This is a genomic window from Paraburkholderia sp. GAS38 (assembly GCF_050434965.1).
Lineage (GTDB): Bacteria > Pseudomonadota > Gammaproteobacteria > Burkholderiales > Burkholderiaceae > Paraburkholderia > Paraburkholderia phenazinium_A.
The window spans coordinates 305,988-324,854 of the sequence record NZ_JBNDJO010000006.1 but is presented as its reverse complement, the minus strand read 5'-3'; the positions used below and the strand labels follow the sequence as shown (position 1 = coordinate 324,854).

General features: G+C 63.9%; 17 protein-coding genes and 1 riboswitch. Of the genes, 6 read left to right on the top strand and 11 right to left on the bottom strand.

Annotation, left to right across the window (positions count from 1 at the left end):
* Positions 1-44 precede the first annotated feature (44 nt).
* Positions 45-971, top strand: coding sequence for a flagellar brake protein (locus tag P3T42_RS17310; RefSeq protein ID WP_429306731.1), 927 nt, complete (start codon positions 45-47; stop codon positions 969-971).
* Between the two features lie 138 nt (positions 972-1,109).
* On the opposite strand, the gene P3T42_RS17305 is transcribed toward P3T42_RS17310, so the two are convergent.
* Genes P3T42_RS17305 through cobW form a run of 4 tightly spaced genes read right to left on the bottom strand, consistent with a single transcriptional unit; the run spans position 1,110 to position 7,770 of the window.
* Positions 1,110-1,751, bottom strand: coding sequence for a vWA domain-containing protein (locus P3T42_RS17305; RefSeq protein WP_429306730.1), 642 nt, complete (start codon positions 1,749-1,751; stop codon positions 1,110-1,112).
* Between the two features lie 26 nt (positions 1,752-1,777).
* Positions 1,778-2,863, bottom strand: a complete 1,086-nt coding sequence (locus P3T42_RS17300) for an ATP-binding protein (protein ID WP_429306729.1) — start codon at positions 2,861-2,863, stop codon at positions 1,778-1,780.
* Positions 2,860-6,684 carry a cobaltochelatase subunit CobN gene (gene cobN, locus P3T42_RS17295; protein ID WP_429306728.1) on the bottom strand — a complete coding sequence of 1,275 codons (3,825 nt, stop codon included), beginning with the start codon at positions 6,682-6,684 and terminating at the stop codon, positions 2,860-2,862. Before cobN ends, P3T42_RS17300 begins: the two co-directional genes overlap by 4 nt.
* 6 nt (positions 6,685-6,690) lie before the next feature.
* Positions 6,691-7,770: a cobalamin biosynthesis protein CobW gene (gene cobW / locus P3T42_RS17290; RefSeq protein ID WP_074295551.1), complete on the bottom strand. Its 1,080-nt coding sequence runs from the start codon at positions 7,768-7,770 to the stop codon at positions 6,691-6,693.
* Positions 7,771-7,926: 156 nt separating this feature from the next.
* Positions 7,927-8,194, bottom strand: a riboswitch (cobalamin riboswitch).
* A 143-nt stretch (positions 8,195-8,337) separates the two neighbouring features.
* Between cobW and P3T42_RS17285 the strand changes: the two genes are divergently transcribed.
* A complete protein-coding gene (locus P3T42_RS17285; protein WP_429306727.1) occupies positions 8,338-8,781 on the top strand; it encodes a cobalamin biosynthesis protein in 444 nt (147 codons plus the stop codon).
* Positions 8,782-8,849: 68 nt separating this feature from the next.
* On the opposite strand, the gene P3T42_RS17280 is transcribed toward P3T42_RS17285, so the two are convergent.
* Positions 8,850-9,281, bottom strand: coding sequence for an addiction module antidote protein (locus P3T42_RS17280; RefSeq protein ID WP_429306726.1), 432 nt, complete (start codon positions 9,279-9,281; stop codon positions 8,850-8,852).
* Positions 9,278-9,586 carry a type II toxin-antitoxin system RelE/ParE family toxin gene (locus tag P3T42_RS17275; protein ID WP_429306725.1) on the bottom strand — a complete coding sequence of 103 codons (309 nt, stop codon included), beginning with the start codon at positions 9,584-9,586 and terminating at the stop codon, positions 9,278-9,280. The genes P3T42_RS17280 and P3T42_RS17275 overlap by 4 nt, the downstream gene beginning before the upstream one ends.
* A gap of 419 nt (positions 9,587-10,005) precedes the next feature.
* Between P3T42_RS17275 and cobO the strand changes: the two genes are divergently transcribed.
* From cobO to bluB, 3 genes are read left to right on the top strand one after another with little or no spacing between them, the layout of a single operon-like run.
* On the top strand, positions 10,006-10,608 hold the full coding sequence (cobO, locus tag P3T42_RS17270; RefSeq protein WP_074297335.1) for a cob(I)yrinic acid a,c-diamide adenosyltransferase: 603 nt from the start codon (positions 10,006-10,008) through the stop codon (positions 10,606-10,608).
* Positions 10,609-10,611: 3 nt separating this feature from the next.
* Entirely contained in the window at positions 10,612-11,916 is a 1,305-nt protein-coding gene (locus P3T42_RS17265) for a cobyrinate a,c-diamide synthase (protein WP_429306724.1), read from the top strand.
* Positions 11,900-12,556 carry a 5,6-dimethylbenzimidazole synthase gene (gene bluB / locus P3T42_RS17260; protein WP_429306723.1) on the top strand — a complete coding sequence of 219 codons (657 nt, stop codon included), beginning with the start codon at positions 11,900-11,902 and terminating at the stop codon, positions 12,554-12,556. The genes P3T42_RS17265 and bluB overlap by 17 nt, the downstream gene beginning before the upstream one ends.
* Positions 12,557-12,602: 46 nt before the next feature.
* On the opposite strand, the gene P3T42_RS17255 is transcribed toward bluB, so the two are convergent.
* The 5 genes from P3T42_RS17255 to P3T42_RS17235 form a co-directional block, all read right to left on the bottom strand.
* Complete coding sequence (locus P3T42_RS17255; protein WP_429306722.1) at positions 12,603-13,436, bottom strand: quaternary amine ABC transporter ATP-binding protein; 834 nt, start codon at positions 13,434-13,436, stop codon at positions 12,603-12,605.
* 34 nt (positions 13,437-13,470) lie between these two features.
* A complete protein-coding gene (locus P3T42_RS17250; RefSeq protein WP_083640332.1) occupies positions 13,471-14,433 on the bottom strand; it encodes an ABC transporter permease in 963 nt (320 codons plus the stop codon).
* Positions 14,434-14,496: 63 nt separating this feature from the next.
* Positions 14,497-15,531, bottom strand: a complete 1,035-nt coding sequence (locus tag P3T42_RS17245) for an ABC transporter substrate-binding protein (protein ID WP_429306721.1) — start codon at positions 15,529-15,531, stop codon at positions 14,497-14,499.
* A gap of 78 nt (positions 15,532-15,609) precedes the next feature.
* Positions 15,610-16,836, bottom strand: a complete 1,227-nt coding sequence (locus P3T42_RS17240) for a M24 family metallopeptidase (RefSeq protein ID WP_429306720.1) — start codon at positions 16,834-16,836, stop codon at positions 15,610-15,612.
* A 98-nt stretch (positions 16,837-16,934) separates the two neighbouring features.
* Positions 16,935-17,822 (bottom strand): HalD/BesD family halogenase, encoded by an 888-nt coding sequence (locus P3T42_RS17235; RefSeq protein ID WP_074295559.1) that lies wholly within the window; start codon positions 17,820-17,822, stop codon positions 16,935-16,937.
* Positions 17,823-17,945: 123 nt separating this feature from the next.
* Here P3T42_RS17235 and P3T42_RS17230 point away from each other — a divergent pair, with 123 nt between their 5' ends.
* Positions 17,946-18,863, top strand: a complete 918-nt coding sequence (locus P3T42_RS17230) for a LysR substrate-binding domain-containing protein (RefSeq protein ID WP_074295560.1) — start codon at positions 17,946-17,948, stop codon at positions 18,861-18,863.
* The last annotated feature ends 4 nt before the right edge of the window (positions 18,864-18,867 follow it).

Genomic DNA, 18,867 nt, shown 5'->3' with positions numbered 1-18,867 from the left:
GTTAATATCACTAATCCGCCCATTACTTCGCTACTAAAAACCCAATGAACGAAGATACCGTGGAATCACCCGTTGAGGCAGCGTCGGCCGCGCTGAGCCTCGACACCGTTCCGGTCGGCACGCCGCTCGACTGGCCGATCGTCGACAGCGACGGCACGCTGCTGTTCGACGCCGGTGCGATTCTGGTCGGCCTGGAGGAACGCAAGTTCCTGTTCGACCATTTCCGCCCGCAACGCGGCGACGTCAGCGATACGCCCACACCCGCAGCGGATGGGGCCGTCGCGCCCGACACGTCGGAGCCGCTGTCGGTCAAAGATATGCACCTGACCATCGGTGCGCTGATCGGCGTACGCCAGCAAATCGGCAGCGCGGCGCCCATGCATCCTTGCCGCATTATTGGCTTCGCACCGAACGAGTCGTTGTTTGCCACGCCGCCGTTGTTCGAAGGAAAGGCCTTGCCGCTCGGCGTCGGTGAAAACGTGGAGATCGTCGCGATCGCCAGTCAGGCGGTGTTCCGCTTTGTCTGCACGGTCGAAGCGGTGTGTCAGTTGCCGTTCGATTACATTGTTCTGTCGAAGCCCGGCGTGATCCGCCGTCTGCGCGAGCGCAAGTCGATCCGGGTACGCGCGCGGCTCGCCGTGCGCTATGGCATCGGCGAAACCGGCGACACGTATGAAGGGCTCGGCCTCGCGAAGGGGATCAGCGCGCTCGGCATGTCGCTCACGGCATCGTGGGCACTGGGCCAGATTGGCGACCGCCTGCGCGTCGCGTATCACCTCAAGTCGAAAGACCTCGACACCTCCATCGAAACCAGCGCCGTGATCCGAAACGTGCAGAGAGGCGCGGCCGGCGAGCCTGTGGCGCACGGTCTCGAGTTCGACCGGCTCGATGCGGCGCAGCAGATGGCGATGAAGGTGTTCGTGTTCGACCGTCAGGATGATGTGCTCTACTGGACCAACGGGATCAAGTAGGGGCTTGTTGGGCGCGGGACCGGGAGCGCCGCCGTGTGAACGCCGTCGCGCTGCGGTAATGCGCTCCCCCAAATATCAACGCGTAAAAGCGGCCCGTGCGAGGCCCGCAATGGCGATAGCGGAACGCACGCTCAGTGCCTAGCCGATCAGATATTCCGGCCGGACGCAGCTCGCGCCCCAAGCCTGCGCGAGTTGCTCGCAGCGCCCTAAGCGGATCGCGCCCCGCTCGAAATCGACAAACACCACCTGGTCGACCTCGTTGGGCCGCACCGGCACGTCGCCGCTGCGGCCATCGGTGAGCACCCACAACCAGCGTTGCTGCAAAGGCTTGCGGCGCGCCGCGCGTTCCAGCAGTTGCGCGGCCTTATGCACCCCCGCGGCGAACGGCGTGCCGCCACCGCCGCCCAGCGGCTGCAGCCAGCGTTCGTTCCACCAGCGCGGGACGGCGGGGCCGAAGCGGACGTCCACCCCTGTGCCGCCGAAACACACCAGCGCCGCATCGGCGCGTGCCTTGCTCGCGCGGTCGAACAACGCGAGCAGCAGTCCTTTGGCGAGCGCGAGGCGCTGCCCCGCCAGCATCGAACCGGAGCAGTCGAGCAGGAAGCAGTGCAGCACACCGCCTCGCGGCGCCCTCGGTACGAAGCGCAGGTGGCCGGCATGCAGAGGCGCCTGGCGTTTTGCGGCGAGCGTCGGTGGCCATGCGATGCGCTCGCTCTGCCCTCGCCCTTTGTCGCGCGTTGGCCCACCCGCACCTTTCCGCCATCGAAAACCGCTGCGCAAGTCAGCGGCGGCGCCCTCCCGATGGCTCAGCGTTTTTTTGCGTTGAGCGGGATCACGCCTTTGACCGGGATCGTGCCGGTCGGCTCGGGCGGTAGATAGCCCCATTCGCTGTTGCCGGTCGCGGCGGAGGCCTCGGCTGCTGCGTTGCTCTCGTCAGGCGGCGTAGCACTTGCGCTAGCCGAGTCGTGTGGCGGAGTTTGCGCGGCCGCGTCGCCCTGCGGCGGCGTTTCCCGGCTATGCCGGCGATGATGCAAAACTGCTTCGGCAACCTGATCGATATGCGCCGTCGTCACCGCCGTCGCCTGTTCGAGCGCGGCCAGCGCACGCGCGGCGCGCAACATCACCAGATCGGCGCGCAGGCCGTCGACGGCCGCCGCAATGCACAGCGCGCTGACATACGCATGCACGGCGTCATCGAAGCCAAGCGCCGGCAACGCAGCGCGCGCGGCGCGGATCCGTTGCACATGCTGCGCCTGCTGCTCCGCGTAGGCGGCACGGAAGGCCTGCGGATCCAGATCGAAGCCGAGCCGCGCCTTGACGATCTGCTGCCGCACGAGCGGATCGAAGCAGTTCTCCAGTTCGACCATCAACCCAAAGCGGTCGATCAGTTGCGGCCGCAACTCGCCTTCCTCCGGATTCATGGTACCGATCAGCACGAAGCTCGCTTCGTGGCTGTGCGAGATGCCGTCGCGCTCGACGGTATTCACGCCGCTCGCGGCGGCATCGAGCAAGGCATCGACCAACGCATCGGGCAACAGATTGATTTCGTCGACATACAGCACGCCGCGGTGCGCCTTCGCCAGCAAGCCCGGCGAAAAACGCAGCGCGCCGTCGCGCAGCGCGCTTTCGATGTCGAGCGTGCCGATCAAACGGTCCTCGCTCGCGCCGAGCGGCAAGGTTACCAGTTGTCCTTCGGGCAGCAGTTCCGCCAATGCGCGCGCCGCTGTGGATTTGGCCGTGCCGCGCGGGCCGCTGACGAGCACACCGCCGAGACCCGGGTCAATCGCCGCGAGCAACAGGGCCTGCTGCAACGACGCTTGCCCGACCAGCGCGGCAAACGGAAATGCGGGCCGCGCCGCCGGCGTGTTGCGAAGCTCGGTCGCTGCGTTCATGGTCGTGTTCCTTCGATGAACTGCTCGCTCGCGAGCAGATGCTGTTCCACTTGCGCGCGATAGTCGCCCGGCGCCTGCCATAGTCCACGTTGCATTGCTTCGAGCAGACGCTCGCAGATCGAATGCAGCGCGTGCGGATTGTGCTGCTGCAGGAATGCGCGCGTGTCGGCGTCGTTCAGATACGCGTCGGTCACCAGCGCGTATTGATGATCGGCAATCACACGCGCCGTTGCATCGTAACCGTACAGATAGTCGACTGTTGCCGCGATTTCCGCCGCGCCTTTATAGCCATGACGCTTCACGCCGTCGAGCCACTTCGGATTGACCACGCGCGATCGAATCACGCGGGCAATTTCCTCATGCAGCGTGCGCACGCGCGGCGCGTTCGGATTGCTATGATCCGCGTGATACACATGCGGCTGATTGCCCGCCAGATGCCGCACGGCGGCGACCATGCCGCCCTGGAACTGATAGTAATCGTTCGAATCGAGCAGATCGTGCTCGCGGTTGTCCTGATTCTGCAGCACCACGTCCATGGCGGCGAGCCGCGTGCCGAACGCCTGGCGCGCTTCCTCGCCGGCGCTTTTCTGGGTGTAGGCGTAGCCGCCCCACGCCTGGTAGGCGTTCGCCAGATCGGCGTCGGTTTGCCATTGCTGGGTGTCGATGATCTCCTGCAAGCCGGCGCCGTACGCGCCGGGCCGCGCGCTGAAGACGCGCCAGCCGGCGCGTCGGCGCGCTTCGGCGGCGTCCATGCCGCGCGCGATCAAGGCATCGCGTTCGCGCAGCACGCGCGCGCGGATCGGGTTCTGATCCTCGGGTTCGTCCAGCTCGGCGACGGCCTGCACGGCGGCGTCGAACAGGTGCATCACGTTGGCGAACGCATCGCGGAAGAAGCCGGAAACGCGCAGCGTGACGTCGATGCGCGGCCGGTCGAAAACGTCGATCGGCATGATCTCGAAGTCGGTCACGCGATGACTGCCCGGCGCCCATTTAGGCCGCACGCCGAGCAACGCCATGGCCTGGGCGATATCGTCGCCACCGGTGCGCATGGTCGCGGTACCCCACACGGACAGGCCGATCGCTTTCGGATAATCGCCATGCTCCTGCAGATGGCGCTCTATCAGGTGCTGCGCGGATTTCAGGCCCAGCGCCCAGGCAGCCTGAGTTGGAATCGCGCGCGTGTCGACGGAGTAGAAGTTGCGTCCGGTGGGCAGCACGTCGGGCCGGCCGCGCGAGGGCGAACCGCTCGGCCCTGCCGGTATGAACTTGCCTTCGAGTCCGCGCTGAAGGTGCCGCATTTCTTCCAAACCACAGGCGTCGAGACGCGGCAATACATCGGTGCGCAGGCGTTCGAGCACGAGTTCGGTCTGCGGCAAGGTGCCTGCGGGCGGCAGTTCGGCGTTTGAGTTCGCGTCCAGCTTCGAGCCGGACTCGTCGCCGCATATCGTCCCCAGCATCTCGCTCGCAAGCAATTCGAGGCGCTCGCGGGTGTCGCCGTTGTGTCGCCACGGCGCATCGCTGACCTGTTGCAATACGTGTGGGCGTGGGCCGTCCCACACTGCGGCCCAATCCGCCGAGAGCGGATCGAACAGATGGTCCATCTTTAGATCGCGCGCCAGCGCATCCAACAGCCCGGCTTTACTGCCGCGTCCATCGCCGACCGGAAAGCGCCCGAGCGCCAGCAGCGTATCGCGCCGCTGCACGCCCTCGGGCGAACGGCCGAAGGTATGCAGGCCATCGCGAATCTGCGCTTCTTTCAGCTCGCACAGCCAGGCATCCACGCGCGTGAGCAGTTCGTCTTCGGCATCCTGCCCGTCCGGCGCCTTGATACTGAGTTCGTCGTGCAGACGGTGTTCGACGATGGTCGCGAGAATCGTGCGCCTGAGCAGTTTCGAACGGCGCGGGTCGACCATCAATGCTTCGTAGTACTCGTCGACCTGGCGTTCGAGGTCCTGCAGCGGCCCATAGCTTTCGGCACGCGTGAGCGGCGGCATCAGGTGGTCAATGATCACTGCCTGCGCACGGCGCTTTGCCTGGCTGCCCTCGCCCGGATCGTTGACGATGAACGGATACAGATGCGGCAGCGGCCCGAGAATCAGATCTGGCCAGCAGGCGTTGCTCAACGCCACGCTCTTGCCCGGCAGCCATTCGAGGTTGCCGTGCTTGCCGACGTGCACCACCGCGTCGATGCCAAACTGGTGGCGCAGCCAGAAGTAGAACGCCAGATACGCGTGCGGCGGGACGAGATCGGCGTCGTGATAGCTGGCGTAATCGCCCTGCTCGCGCGAGCGCGACGGCTGAATGCCGACGAACACCTGGCCGCAGCGCCAGCCCGAGATCATGAAACGGCCGCGCCGCAGCGTCGGATCCTGTTCCGGCGGACCCCAGCGCGCATTCAATGCCTCTCTCGCTTCGGCAGGCAGGCGCGCGAAATGCGTCAGGTAGTCGTCAAGCGCGAGGCTCTGTAAAGCAGGACGCAGATCGCGCACCACGGGATCGTTGGTGACGCCCTCGGTCAGCTTGCGCAACAAGGCGTCGCCGTCCGCCGGCAGGTCGCCCGCACGGTAACCCTGCTCGGCCAGCATCGCGAGGATGCCCACCACCGAGGCCGGCGTATCGAGCCCCACGCCATTGCCGATGCGCCCTTCGCTCATCGGATAGTTGGCGAGGATCAGGGCGAGTTTCTTGTCGGCGTTGTCGAGCGTTCGCAAGCGGCACCAGCGGCCGCTCAATTCCGCGAGAAAACCGATCCGCTCGTGATCGGGCTGATAACGCACCACGTCCACTTCGGTGTGCGGACAACGGTACGCAAGCCCTTTGAAACTGATTGCCCGCGTGATGATGCGGCCGTCCACCTCGGGCAGCGCGATATGCATGGCGATATCGCGCGAGTTGAGCCCCTGGTTGTCCTTGAGCCAGTCGGCGCGATTGCCGCCGCTCAGGATCACCTGCAGCACCGGCGCGTCGCCGGCGAGTGCGAGGGGTTCGGGGTCGTCGATGGCGGTCGCTGCAAACGCGGTGGTGTTCAGCACCAGCGCCACGTCATGTTGCGCGCACAACTGTTGCAGGACCTCGCGGCTCATGGCGTCTTTGAGCGAGGTCAGCGCAATCGGCAGCGGATTGAGGCCCTGCGCTTCGAGTGCTTCGATCAGCGCGTCGAATACCGCTGTGTTGGCAGCCTGCAAATGCGCCTTGTAGAACAGGATCGCCACCACCGGCGCGTCGGCGCGCCAGCGTGCCTGCCACTCGGCGATGGTCGGTGTGTCGTGCTCAGGGTGATAAAGCGTGGCCGCCGGCAACACGCGCGGCGGCGCCGGCTCACGTCCCCAGCCGAGCGAACGGTGAGCGAGGCAACGCAAAAACGCCTCGGCATTCTGCGCGCCGCCTTCGCGCAGATAGCGCCATAGCTGATGACAGAGCGCCGCATCGGCCGTGCTGCGCGCGAGCAGGTTCGGATCCTCCTGCAAATCGCCGGAGAACATCGCCAGCACCTGATGCTTGCGCGCGGCTAGCGCCACGACCTGCTCGATCCCATACGGCCAGTAGGCTTCGCCGCCCAGATGATCGACCACCACGACCCGCGCATGCTGCAACACGTCTTCGACGTAGAAATCGACTGAAGCCGGTTGCCGCAGGTAAGTGACATTCGCGAGCCGCACGCTCGGAAAGCCCTCGCCCAGGCGCGGCACGACGCTGGCGAGCAGCGACAGCGTCGTATCGGCGGAACTGAGCACCACGATCTCGGCAGGCTTTTGATCGATGCGGATGACACCCTGACTGTCGTCGACGAAGCCACCCGGCGTGGTGCGCAGCAGATGCATGATCGATTACGCCTGTTGCGCTTCGGTCTTCAAGGCGCTGTCGAAGGCACGTTGCAGTGCGGCCTGATCGAGATCCTCGCCGATCAGCACGAAGCGGCTGCGCTGCGTTTCGCCGGCTTGCCAGCGCCGGTCGAAATAGCTGTCGAAGCGCCGGCCCACGCCCTGGATCACCAGGCGCATCGGCGCGCCGGGCAACGCGGCGAAGCCCTTCACGCGATAGATCGTGTTGCTTTCGACGAGGCTTTGCAGTGCGGCAATCACCGCCTCGCGCGACGGCGCCTGCGCCTCGACCACCACCGAATCGAATTCGTCGTGATGATGGTCCGCGTCTTCCGCGGAGCCGTGATGATCGTGACGCAGATGGATCGTCGCTTCCGACGCCGCTTCGAGACCGAGCAGCGTGTGCAGATCCAGTTGACCTTTATGCGCGCGCACCACCTTGACCTGCGACGGAATCTCCTCGCGGATCAACGCCTCCACCGCGCCTTGCTGGGCGTCGTCGAGCAGATCCGTCTTGTTCAGGATCACCAGGTCGGCAGCGGACAACTGATCTTCGAACAGCTCATGCAGCGGCGACTCGTGATCGAGATTCGGATCGGCCTTGCGCTGGGCGTCCACGGCCACCGGGTTGTCGGCGAACTGGCCGCTTGCGGCCGCCGGGCCGTCCACCACCGTGACCACCGCGTCCACCGTGAAGCTGTTCTTGATGGCCGGCCAGTTGAAGGCCTGCACCAGCGGCTTCGGCAACGCGAGACCCGAGGTTTCGATCAGCACGTGATCGATCTGGTCGCGGCGTTCCACCAGCTTTTCCATCACCGGGAAGAATTCTTCCTGCACGGTGCAGCACAGGCAGCCGTTGGCGAGCTCGTACAGTTGGCCTTCGGTCTCATTGCCTTCTTCGTCGCAACCGATGCCGCAGCCTTTGAGGATCTCGCCGTCAATGCCGAGTTCGCCGAACTCGTTGACGATCACCGCAATGCGCTTGCCGCCTGCGTGCTGAAGAATGTGCCGCAACAGCGTGGTTTTGCCGCTGCCGAGGAAACCCGTCACAACGGTGACGGGGATCTTGCGCATGGAGTTCTGCATGGTTATTCCGTCGAAAGAGTGGGCCGATTCATGGGCACGGGAATTGAACAGACGAAACACGGGGACGGAAAACGACGTGGCGGCGACGGGCAGCGCATGAAGCCAGCTCATGAAGCCCTATAACGAAGCCGTGGACGACACGCCGCATCCCCGCGGCGCCAACCCTCTTCCCTGGCCGGTATCCGGGCTGGCGAAAGCGCCGCTTCCCCTTCCCAGACGAGTGATTTCTCGCCCAGTGGTTGCATGCCTGCGCGATCTTGCGCGCAGGCACTGAAGCCGGCTCTGCACCGCTTGCGCGATGCCTTCGCTTACCGTTGCGGGGGCAGCACAGGTTGGTCCGGTCTGTTGAAAGTGGACACCCTGTTTCCCGTTTAACTGCGTGCGCAGGACTGCGCGCGCGAGCACCAAAGTGCGTGGGAGTTTAGGCCCGCAAGCCCCGCGCGTCAAGGAAGCCGGGCAGGCGGCCCCGGTTGTGGCCTGTGCTATCGTATGCGCGCATTGGGTGCCGGCGCGGGGTCGCGCACGGGCGGTCGAACGGGAAACAGGATGCGTAACAGGGGGCACCGCGTGATACAGACCACCCCGCTGGGCACTCCGCTGAGCATCGGAATCGGCTGCAGGCAGCACACCGCGGCCGGGCAGATCCTGGCCGCCGTGCGCCAGGCGCTGGGCAGCTACCCGTTCGAAGCGATTCGCTGCATCGCGACCATCGAATCCAAAGCTCAGGAACCCGGTCTGCTTGAGTTTTGCGCGCGCTACGCGCTGCCCTTGCTGAGCTTCAGCCGCGCCGAAGTCGCTGCCGTGCGCGATCTGCCGACGCCGTCCGCCGTTGTGCGGGCGCGTCTCGGCGTCGACGGTGTCTGCGAGCCGTGCGCCTTGCTAGCGGCACCAGCCGGCCGCCTGATCGTGCCGAAGACGGTGCTCGACGGCGTGACCGTTGCGATCGCAACGAGTGCAGACGGCACGGCGAGAAGCGAATCTTTTCAATTCAACTCACTTAACACGCGATAAGGACTGTTCCCCTAGAGCCATCCATGGACCGGACTCAAGCTGACGGCGTGGCGCATGATGCGCACGTCTTACGCATGTGCCGGCTTTGATGTTCGCCGGGTCTTTCGCGCGGGACTCTCTCCCTCGGCCCGAGCGTGCCTTCTAGCGGTCTTGAACGTGCCTGATTTTGCTGACTTGATGACCTCTGCGGCCACCACCTCGTCGGAGTCGGCAATGATCACCTCTGTCACGAATCTGACGCCGAGGGCTCCCGCGACCTTTAGAATCGTTTCAAAGCGGGGCTTCGCTCCTTCAGTGAGGGACTTGTAGAGGCTTTCGCGTTGTACCCCAGCATCGGCCGCAACCTTTGCCATGCCTCGCGCCTTGGCAACGTCTCGAAACGCAGCGAGAACCACATCTTCATTCCCGGATGCCAGCGCGTCATTCAGGTACGCAGCAATGGTTTCTTCGCTGTCGAGATATTCCGATGCGTCAAATGGGGTGATGTTGGTTTTGCTCATTTCTTCCGCTCCTTCTGGATTTTTTTCCACAATGCTTTTGCGGCAGCAATGTCCGCTTTCTGCCCCTTCTTTCCACCACCATCAAGAAGCAGATAGACCGTCAGTCCGTCTCTCACGTAATACACTCGCGTCCCGGCGCCTACATGGATTCGCATCTCCCACACGCCGTCACCAACATCATGGCAATCGCCAAATACCCCATTTGCCGCCCGCGTAATCCGGCTGACCACTGCACCCTTGAGCACCTTGTCGGCAAGGCCGGTAAGCCAGGCTCGGAACTCGTCAGTTTGATTTATCGTATTCATTGCTTCAGCCACGCATGTTGTTGCTACCTCGGTTGGGGTTTGACCGAACCGTTACCAATGATAGTATCCAATTGGATACGGAATTGCAAGCTAGATATGCGGAGGAGAGATGGGAGCTGGCCAGGTTTGCCTGGACGTCCGCCGGGGCCTTCCTCTCAAACGCGTTTGACTCACTATGTACATCCTTCCCGGTGCGCTTGAGGCGGATCTACGCGGTGTACACTACGCCGCTCTTCGTCGTGCGAGGTGTGATGCTTCCCCTATGGGCAACTCCGCTGCTCATGGTGAAAATTAAGCACTGTCATCTGACAATTGCACCTGTAGATAGCACGGAATAAAGTGCTCAAAAGCGGCCCACAAGATTGATTTCATTCAAAAATAAACCCAACCCCCTTGCCAGAAGGACAACCTGAGAAATGGTGAAAACCGATCCCGAATCCCATCTGCGCATGACCCAACGGCGTCGCGAAGGCCACGAGAAAAAGCAGGCCGAAGCGACCATCGAAAAGGGCCTGCTGATCGTCAACACCGGCACCGGCAAGGGCAAGACCACTGCTGCGTTCGGCATGGCCGTGCGGGTCCTCGGCCACGGCATGCGCCTTGGCGTCGTGCAGTTCATCAAGGGTGCGCTGCACACGTCGGAGCGCGACTTTCTGGGCAAAATCGCCACCTGCGATTTCGTCACCATGGGCGACGGCTACACGTGGAATACCCAAAACCGCGATGCCGACATCGCGACCGCCCGCAAAGGCTGGAACGAAGCGCGCCGGATGATCGAAAGCGGCGAGTATCAGATGGTGATTCTCGACGAACTGAATACCGTGCTGAAGTACGAATACCTCCCGCTCGAGGAAGTGCTGGCGGTCGTCAACGCACGTCCCGAGATGCTGCATGTGGTGATCACCGGACGCCACGCGCCGGACGCGCTGATCGAAGCGGCCGATCTGGTCACGGAAATGCGCATCGTCAAGCACCCGTATCGCGAGCAGCACGTCAAGGCGCAGCGCGGCGTGGAATTCTGAGCCATGCCGTCCTGTCCCGCCCTGTTCATCAGCGCGCCGGCTTCCGGTCAGGGCAAGACCACGATCACCGCCGGCCTCGCCCGCTACCACCGGCGGCAAGGGCGGCGCGTGCGCGTCTTCAAGACCGGCCCGGACTTTCTGGACCCGATGATCCTCGCCCGCGCCAGCGGCGCACCGGTGCTGTCGCTCGACCTGTGGATGGTCGGCGAACAGGCGTGCCGTGAACTGCTCGCGCAAGCGGCAGCCGAGGCGGACCTGATCCTGATCGAAGGCGTGATGGGTCTCTACGACGGCACCCCGAGCAGCGCCGATCTCGCCAGTGCGTTCGGCGTGCCGGTGGTCGCCGTGATTTCCGCCAAGGCAATGGCGCAGACCTTCGGCGCGCTCGCGTTCGGTCTCGCGCATTTCCGGCCCGGTGTGCCGTTTCATGGCGTGTTCGCCAATCGCGTCGGCTCGGCGCGCCACGCGCAGATGTTGCAGGAAGCGCTGCCGTCCGGGCTACGCTGGACCGGGCATATTGCCAGCGCCGACGCCATCGAACTGCCCGAACGGCACCTCGGCCTGCACCAGGCGGGCGAAGTCGACGATCTCGACACGCGGCTCGAGCGCGCCGCCGATGCGCTCGCGCAAACCCCGCTCGCCGAACTGCCGCCGGCGGTGGAATTTACTGCGCCCGCAACCACGCACCATGCTCTGCCGCGGTTGCTCGACGGCAAACACATTGCGATTGCCCGCGACGCCGCGTTCTCGTTCATCTATCCGGCCAACGTCACGCTGCTCGAAACACTGGGCGCACAGGTCAGCTACTTCTCGCCGCTGGCCGACCAGCCTGTGCCGGAATCCGCTGACGCCGTCTATCTGCCCGGCGGCTATCCCGAGCTGCATGCAGCGACGCTCTCGCGCAATGCACGTACGGCGGATGCGATCCGCGCACATGCGGCCGCCGGAAAACCCATCGTCGCCGAATGTGGCGGTATGCTCTATCTGCTCGAGCAACTCACCGACACGCAAGGCGCGACCACGTCCATGCTCGGTCTGCTGCCGGGCCACGCGACGATGCAAACGCGTTTTACCGCACTCGGCATGCAACAGCTCGACGGCCTCCATGGCGCCATGACCGGTCATACGTTTCACTATTCGAAGTTGACGACGACGCTCACGCCACAGCGGACGGCCACCCGCCCGCAAGCCGACGCGCCCGGCGAGGCCGTATTCCGCGCCGGCCCGATCGTCGCCACCTATATGCATGCCTACTGGCCTTCCAACCCGGCCTTCGCGGCCGCCCTGTTCCATGGCGAAGTGTTTTAACGATTCCGACCGCGACGCGGTCTACCGCGCCATCCATGAAAGGCGCGACATGCGGCACTTCGTGCGCGACCCCGTCGACCCGGCCGTGCTGCAGCGCCTGCTCGAAGCGGCGCACCATGCGCCGAGCGTCGGCTTCATGCAGCCGTGGCGCATCGCGCGCATCACCGATCCGGCGCTGCGCATGGCCTTGCACGAGGCGGTGGACCGCGAGCGGCTCGCCACCGCCGACGCGCTCGGCAAACGGCGCGACGAGTTCATGAAGCTCAAGGTGGAAGGCATGCTGGAGTGCGGCGAGCTGCTGGTGATGGCCTTGATGGATGGCCGCGAGAAACACATCTTCGGACGCCGTACGTTGCCGGAGATGGATCTCGCCTCGGTGGCCTGCGCGATCCAGAACATGTGGCTGGCGGCGCGCGCCGAAGGCCTTGGGATGGGCTGGGTGTCGCTGTTCGACGTCGACGCCGTGCGCACCCTGCTGCATATGCCGGAAGGCGCGCGTCCGGTGGCGATCCTGTGCCTCGGTCACGTGGATCGGTTCTATGCGGAGCCGATGCTCGAAACCGAGCGCTGGGCGAGCCGCGTGCCGCTCGCCGATTGCGTGTTCGAAAACCGCTGGCCTGAAGAGAACGAGCCGGAGTGATCCGGTGAGGTGAGGTGCGGCGGTGCGTAGCCGCTCGCCGCTCGCCCTACGCGACCACCTCGCTCCGCTCGCTGCGCCGCTCCACAAACCGCCGCACATAATCGTTCGCTGGATGGCGCAGGATGTCCTGCGGACTACCCTGCTGCACCAGTTCGCCATCGCGCAGAATCGCGATCTGCGTACCTAGGCGCAGCGCCTCGTCGAGATCGTGCGTGATGAAGACCACGGTCTTGTTGAGCGTCGCCTGCAACGAGAGCAACTGGTCCTGCATTTCCGTGCGAATCAACGGGTCCAGCGCGGAAAACGCCTCGTCCATCAGCACCACGTCCGTATCCGCCGCGAGTGCGCGGGCGAGGCCCACCCGCTGCCGCATGCCGCCTGAAAGTTCATCCGGAAACTTCTCCGCATAACCGTCGAGGCCCACTTTCTTCAGCCAGTCGCGTGCGGCGGCATACGCCACCTCGCGCGATTCGCCGCGCGTTCGCAGCGCATACGCCGCGTTTTCCAGCACCGTCGAATGCGGCAGCAAGCCGAAGTTCTGAAACACCATGCTGATCCGGTAGCGGCGCAACTCGCGCAAGCCGTTCGAATTGAGCTTCAGGATATCCTTGCCGTCCACCAGAATCTCGCCCGCGCTCGGCTCGATCAGGCGGTTCAGGTGCCGCACCAGCGTCGACTTGCCCGACCCGGACAAGCCCATGATGACGAAAATCTGGCCCGGCTCGATTGTCAGATTGACGTTGTTCAGCCCGACGTTGCAGCCTGTTTTCGCCAGCACGTCCGCTTTCGACGCACCCTGGCGCAACAGATCGAGCACGCGTGCGTGCGCGCTCGCCGGTCCGAAAATCTTGTAGACGTTCCTCACCTGAATCGCTTTCATGTTGCCGCTCCTGTTGGCGTGTTCAGTTGCGTTTTCAATGGCGTGCGTCGCTTGCAAGTTCGCCATCCGGCTGCGCCTCACGTGCCAGCGCCTGCTCGCGCTTCTGCTTGCGTGCCTGCACGCGGGCGTCGCGCTGGGCCGCCGCCACGCGCCGCGCACGCCGCTCCTGGCCATATCCCTGGCTGACCCGATCGATCACGATCGCCAGAATCACGATGGCGATGCCGGCCTGCATGCCCTTGCCGACATCGAGCGTCTGGATGCCGGCCAGCACATCCTCGCCGAGGCCGCGCGAGCCGATCATCGACGCGATCACCACCATCGACAGCGACATCATGGTGGTCTGATTGATACCCGCCATGATGCTGGGCCGCGCCAGCGGCAACTGCACGCCCACCAGCAATTGCCAGCGCGTCGTACCGAAGGCGCGGGCCGCTTCGATCACATCGCCGTCGACATGGCGAATGCCCAGATCCGTCAAGCGGATCAGCGGCGGCAGCGCGTAGATCACGGTGGCAAAAATCGCCGGCACCTTACCGAGGCCGAACAACATCAACACGGGTATCAGATAGACGAAGCTCGGCAGCGTCTGCATCACATCCAGCACGGGCAACAGGATGCGTCGCAACATGCTGCTCTGCGAACAGACAATGCCTGCCGGCACACCGATTGCGATGGACAGCACCGTCGCCACCAGCATCAGGGCGAGCGTCTCCATCAGTTTGTCCCACAACCCAAAGCAGCCGATCGCATACAGCAGCAGTACGAAGAAACCGGCGACACCCATGCGCCGTGTGGCATGCCATGTGATCGCGCCGGCCACCACCAGCACGAGCCATGGCGGCAACACGCGCAGCCCGCTTTCGAGCGGCACCAGCAAGTACTTCAGCACCAGCAGGCTGAACGCGTGAAACGCATCGCCATAGTTCTGAACGAGTGCGCCGACCTTGTCGTTGACGACATCGACCATCGACAGATGCAGAAAAAACCCATTCATGACCGACTCCCTTCAGCAAAGCCTCACTCCGGCGCGTGCAGCGGCACCGCGCTCATCACGCACTCAGGCGCCGAGATTCGCCTGCACCTTCGACGCCACATCCGCGGGCACCCATTGCTTCCACATTTCCGGGTGATCGCGCAGGAACTGCGTGGCCATCGCGGCGCCGTCGAGCTTCTTCGTGCTCATCTCGAGAATGGTGCTGTTCAGGAAGTCCATCGGAAACCTGACCTTGTTGAGCATCGTCACCAGGTCGGGATCCGAGTCGTAGAACGGCGTGGACACGCCCACCGTCACATGCGACACCATGTACGACGAGGCGCATTGCTGCGTGCTGCTTTCGTCGCGCAAGGTCTTCCAGCAGGCATCGTTGAAGGGCGGCATCTTCAGTTGGGCGAACTTGTATTTCGCCATCAATGCGGCCGGTCCCCAGTAGTAGAAGACAATCGGCGCACCGCGCTGGTACGCGGACGCGATTGCGGCATCGAGCGCCGCGCCGGTGCCGGGGTGGAAGTTCGTATAGGTGGCGTCGAGGTTCAACACCTTCAGCAGGCGCGTATTCACGCGCTCGCAATCCCAACCCGTCGGGCAGTTGAGAAAACGGCCCTTGTCCGGTTCCTCGTCGTCGGCGAAGACGCTTTTGTATTTCGGCAGGTCCGTCACCGAGACGAGATCCGGCGCGACCGGTTTGATGCCGCGCGCCGCGTCGCCCTTGATCACGTACTCGGGCACGAACCAGCCTTCCTTGGTGCCGCCGGGCAAGGTGTCGCCCACCAGTTTCACCGAGCCGGTTGCGACCGCCTTGGCGGTGATCTCGCTGCGGCCGGTCCATTGTTCGGCCCACACCTGCACGTCGTTATGCGCCAGCGCCGTCTCGGTGGCGGCCGTGCTGCCCGGCACCACATCGGTCTTGCAGCCGTAGCCCTTCTCCATGATCTGCCGCAGCACCTCCGTGGCGAAGGAGCCGCTTTCCCACGTGATGCCCGCGAAATGCACGGTCTTGCCTTGCGTACACCAGTTGTCGGCTGCGTGAGCTGCCGTTCCGGTCAAAGTCAGCGCGGCGGCGACGAGCGCCACCCGGAGTCGTCTGAATTGCATGGTCGTTCATCCTTGAGCTTTGGACATACGTTGAATTCGAAAGCAGGAAACGTTGCGCGTGACGCTGCGAGGTATGAATCAGGCGAGCAGGCGTTTTTCGAACGGATAGTCGGACAGCAATTCCACCTGGCCGTCGTCGCGTACGTAAACCTGCTCTTCGAGCTTGACGCCTTCGCCGCCGTCTTCATGGCCGATATAGCTCTCGATGCACAGCGTCATGCCCGGCTGGATCACGCCGTCATACCCCTTCGCCTCGTTGTCTTCGCGGTGGACGATGTACGGATACTCGCCCGTCATGCCGACGCCATGCGCCAGCGCGAAGTAACGGCGCGCCTGATAGGGACCGGGGATCTTCCACGCCCTGGCGATGAACTCCTGAAAGGTCGTGCCGGCCCGCACGTTCTCCATGTTCGAATGGACCTGTTCGTAGGCGAGCCGGTAGAGGTTCTTTTGCGCAGGCGTGGCCGGCCCATCGCCGCACAGGAAGGTGCGCGAGAAATCCGCGTAGTAGCCGAAACGTCCCACCACGTCCGTGTCGAGTCCGACCAGTTCGCCCGCCTGGATCTTGCGCGGGCTGCTTTCCTGGAACCACGGGTTGGTGCGCGGACCTGAACTGATCAGACGCGTCTCCACATAATCGCCATCCGTTTCGATGATGTGCTTGTGCAGATGCGACCACAGTTCGTTTTCGCTGATACCGGGCACGAGTGCCGCCTCCAGCTTGCGCACGCCCTCTTCCGCGGCGCGCAGCGACGAACGGATCATCTTGATCTCGTTGGGCACCTTGATGGCACGGGCCCGTTCGAGCGGCTCCTGGGCATCGGAGATCTGATAGCCGCGCGCCTGCAGCGCGAACGCCGCCGCCGAGGTGGCGCTTTCAATCGCAATCTTCTTGCCGCCGCCGCACTGCTTGACCAGATCGTCGATCTCGTCGGCCCAGCGTTCGGTCACGCGGCCCAGCATGTCGTCGCAGAAGTAATAGGAGATCGCCGTCGCGGGACGCACTTCATCCACCGTATCGAGTCCGTCGGCGAGAAAATCGCAGCCCGCGTATTCGAACAGCACCACCTTGCCCTCGGCCGGCACGAACACATAGCGTGCCGGGTTGCGCATCGAATACACCTGCATGTTGCGCGAGCCTGTGGCATAGCGCATATGAGTCGGGTCGAACAGGATCGCGGCGGTCAGATCGCGCTTTTTCAGTTCGCGGCGCACGGCGGCGAGCCGGTCACGCTGGATCTGCGCAATTTCCTGCGCAGTCGGTTCGCAGTCTTCCGGGCGATGAGTCGGGCGAAGAATCGTCATGGTGTGTGTGGGGTACGTTATAAGAGTCAGGAGCAACAGCAATTGCAGGTTCAATGCAGCTTCAATCTTCAAGCTGTAGTCTCGGCTTACGGGTCGCCTCAATCGACCAGATTGTCGGCACGCACCAGCCGCTGTTCGGCTTCCAGATGCATTTCCGACACGCGGCCGTAGAGCTGGCGCGTGCGCTCGAGGCGGCCAATCACGCCAGGCTTTTGCGAGTAGGCGAAGATAGCGGTATGACGGTCGATTGCGCCCTTCACCTGGGTCACGCGATGCAACGAGAAGCGCCCCTTGAAGAGCTGCAGATCGCCGGGCTGCAACGTGATCACGTTGATCGGTTCGCGCGTTTCGCCGCGCACCACAGCGCCGACACCACCATAGTTCTCACCTTGAGGAGAACGGATGTTCGGGCAGTACTCGAAGTCGCCGCCGGCGTCGGGCTGCTGCGTCATCATCGAGACGATGAATTCGTTGGTGTCGTAGTGCCACGGTTGCTCGGTGCCCGGCGGCATCACGTTCTGCACCAGTCCCGCATACGGATCGGCGTATTCCCACACGCGTTCCTCGCCGAGACAGGTGGCGACAAAGCGCTTCATCGCCTGCGCCACATAGATCCGGTGAATGATGGCGTCCGCCGGAATGACGTCGCGCGTGACGAAACCGCTGGTGCGGTCCATGAAGACGCGGCGTGGATCTGCTTCGGGTAACGAAGGATCGTCCGCCGTGAAATATGCGTTCACCTTACGACTCGAAAAGTAGGTCTTGCCGGCGAGCGCGACGCCTTCGGCACGCGCCTGCGCCAAGGCGGCCGGCCGTAAAAAACCGTGCAATACGGCGCTACCGTTGCCGGCAAGGTGGGCCCGGCAGCTCGCCACCAGCTCGCGCATGCGGGGGTGGTCCGGATCGTGCAACGGATAACGCTCGGTATCGACGATATCGCTCAGATCGGTACATTCGGCGTCGGCAAGAGGCAGGCTGGCTGACACGGTGTGGCTCCAGATTCGTGGTTTGAACGGGGATTTGTGAGCCGAATTGTTTTCGACAACAATCAGCTCATCGACGTCCCCATATTTCGATCACCAAATTCCTTTGGAAAGCGAGTAATTCCGATGGCTGCCATCAGCGGACCCGATTGGTCCAAACTCAGCTCACTGGACCCCGAACTGGTGCGTGCATTCGTCGCCGTCGTGGACAGCGGCGGCTTTACGGCCGCGGCGAAACAGCTGCATCGCACGCAATCCACGATCAGCCTGCGGATCCGCACGCTCGAAGAGCGGCTCGAGACGCATATGTTCCTGCGCAATAGCCGGCGCCTTGCACTCTCGCGTGACGGCGAAAACTTTCTGATCCACGCCCGGCGCATTATTCAGGTGCAAAACGAGGCGATCGCCGCACTAAACCGGAGCAGCCGCGAGGGCGTGATCCGTTTTGGACTGCCTGAGGATTACGCGGAACTCTGGTTACCGGATCTGCTGAAGAAGTTTTACGAGCTGCGGCCGGGCGCGCGACCGCACATCCATTGCCGGATGTCGCTCGAATTGCTCGAACGCCTGCAAGCGGGTGAACTGGACCTGGCGCTAGTGGTGCGGCACGGCTCGCAGACGGGCGGCCGGCATCTGGGGCGGGAGGAAGTGGTGTGGGCGGCTCACGAGGACTTCGTGCTGGACGCCAGGGCCTCGGTGCCGCTCGCGCTGTTTCCGGAGACCTGCTGCTACCGGCAGCGCGGTCTGGAAGCACTGGCCGCGCTCGACCGGCCCTATCACGTGATCTACACGAGCCAGAGCCCGACCGGCATCAAGGTGGCGGTGAACCACGGCGCCGCCGTGACGATCATCGACCGCTGCACGCTGCCGGCGGCGTGGCGTGTGCTCGGCGCGGCGGAAGGCTTGCCGCCGCTGCCGCCGGCCGATCTCGAACTGCACCGCTCATCGGGGGTTCGCGATCCCGCTACCGACGACCTTGCTTCGTTGATCGAAGCAATGGTCGAAGAACGGCGCCGCGCATCGGTCGACCTTGCCATGAACTGAGCGC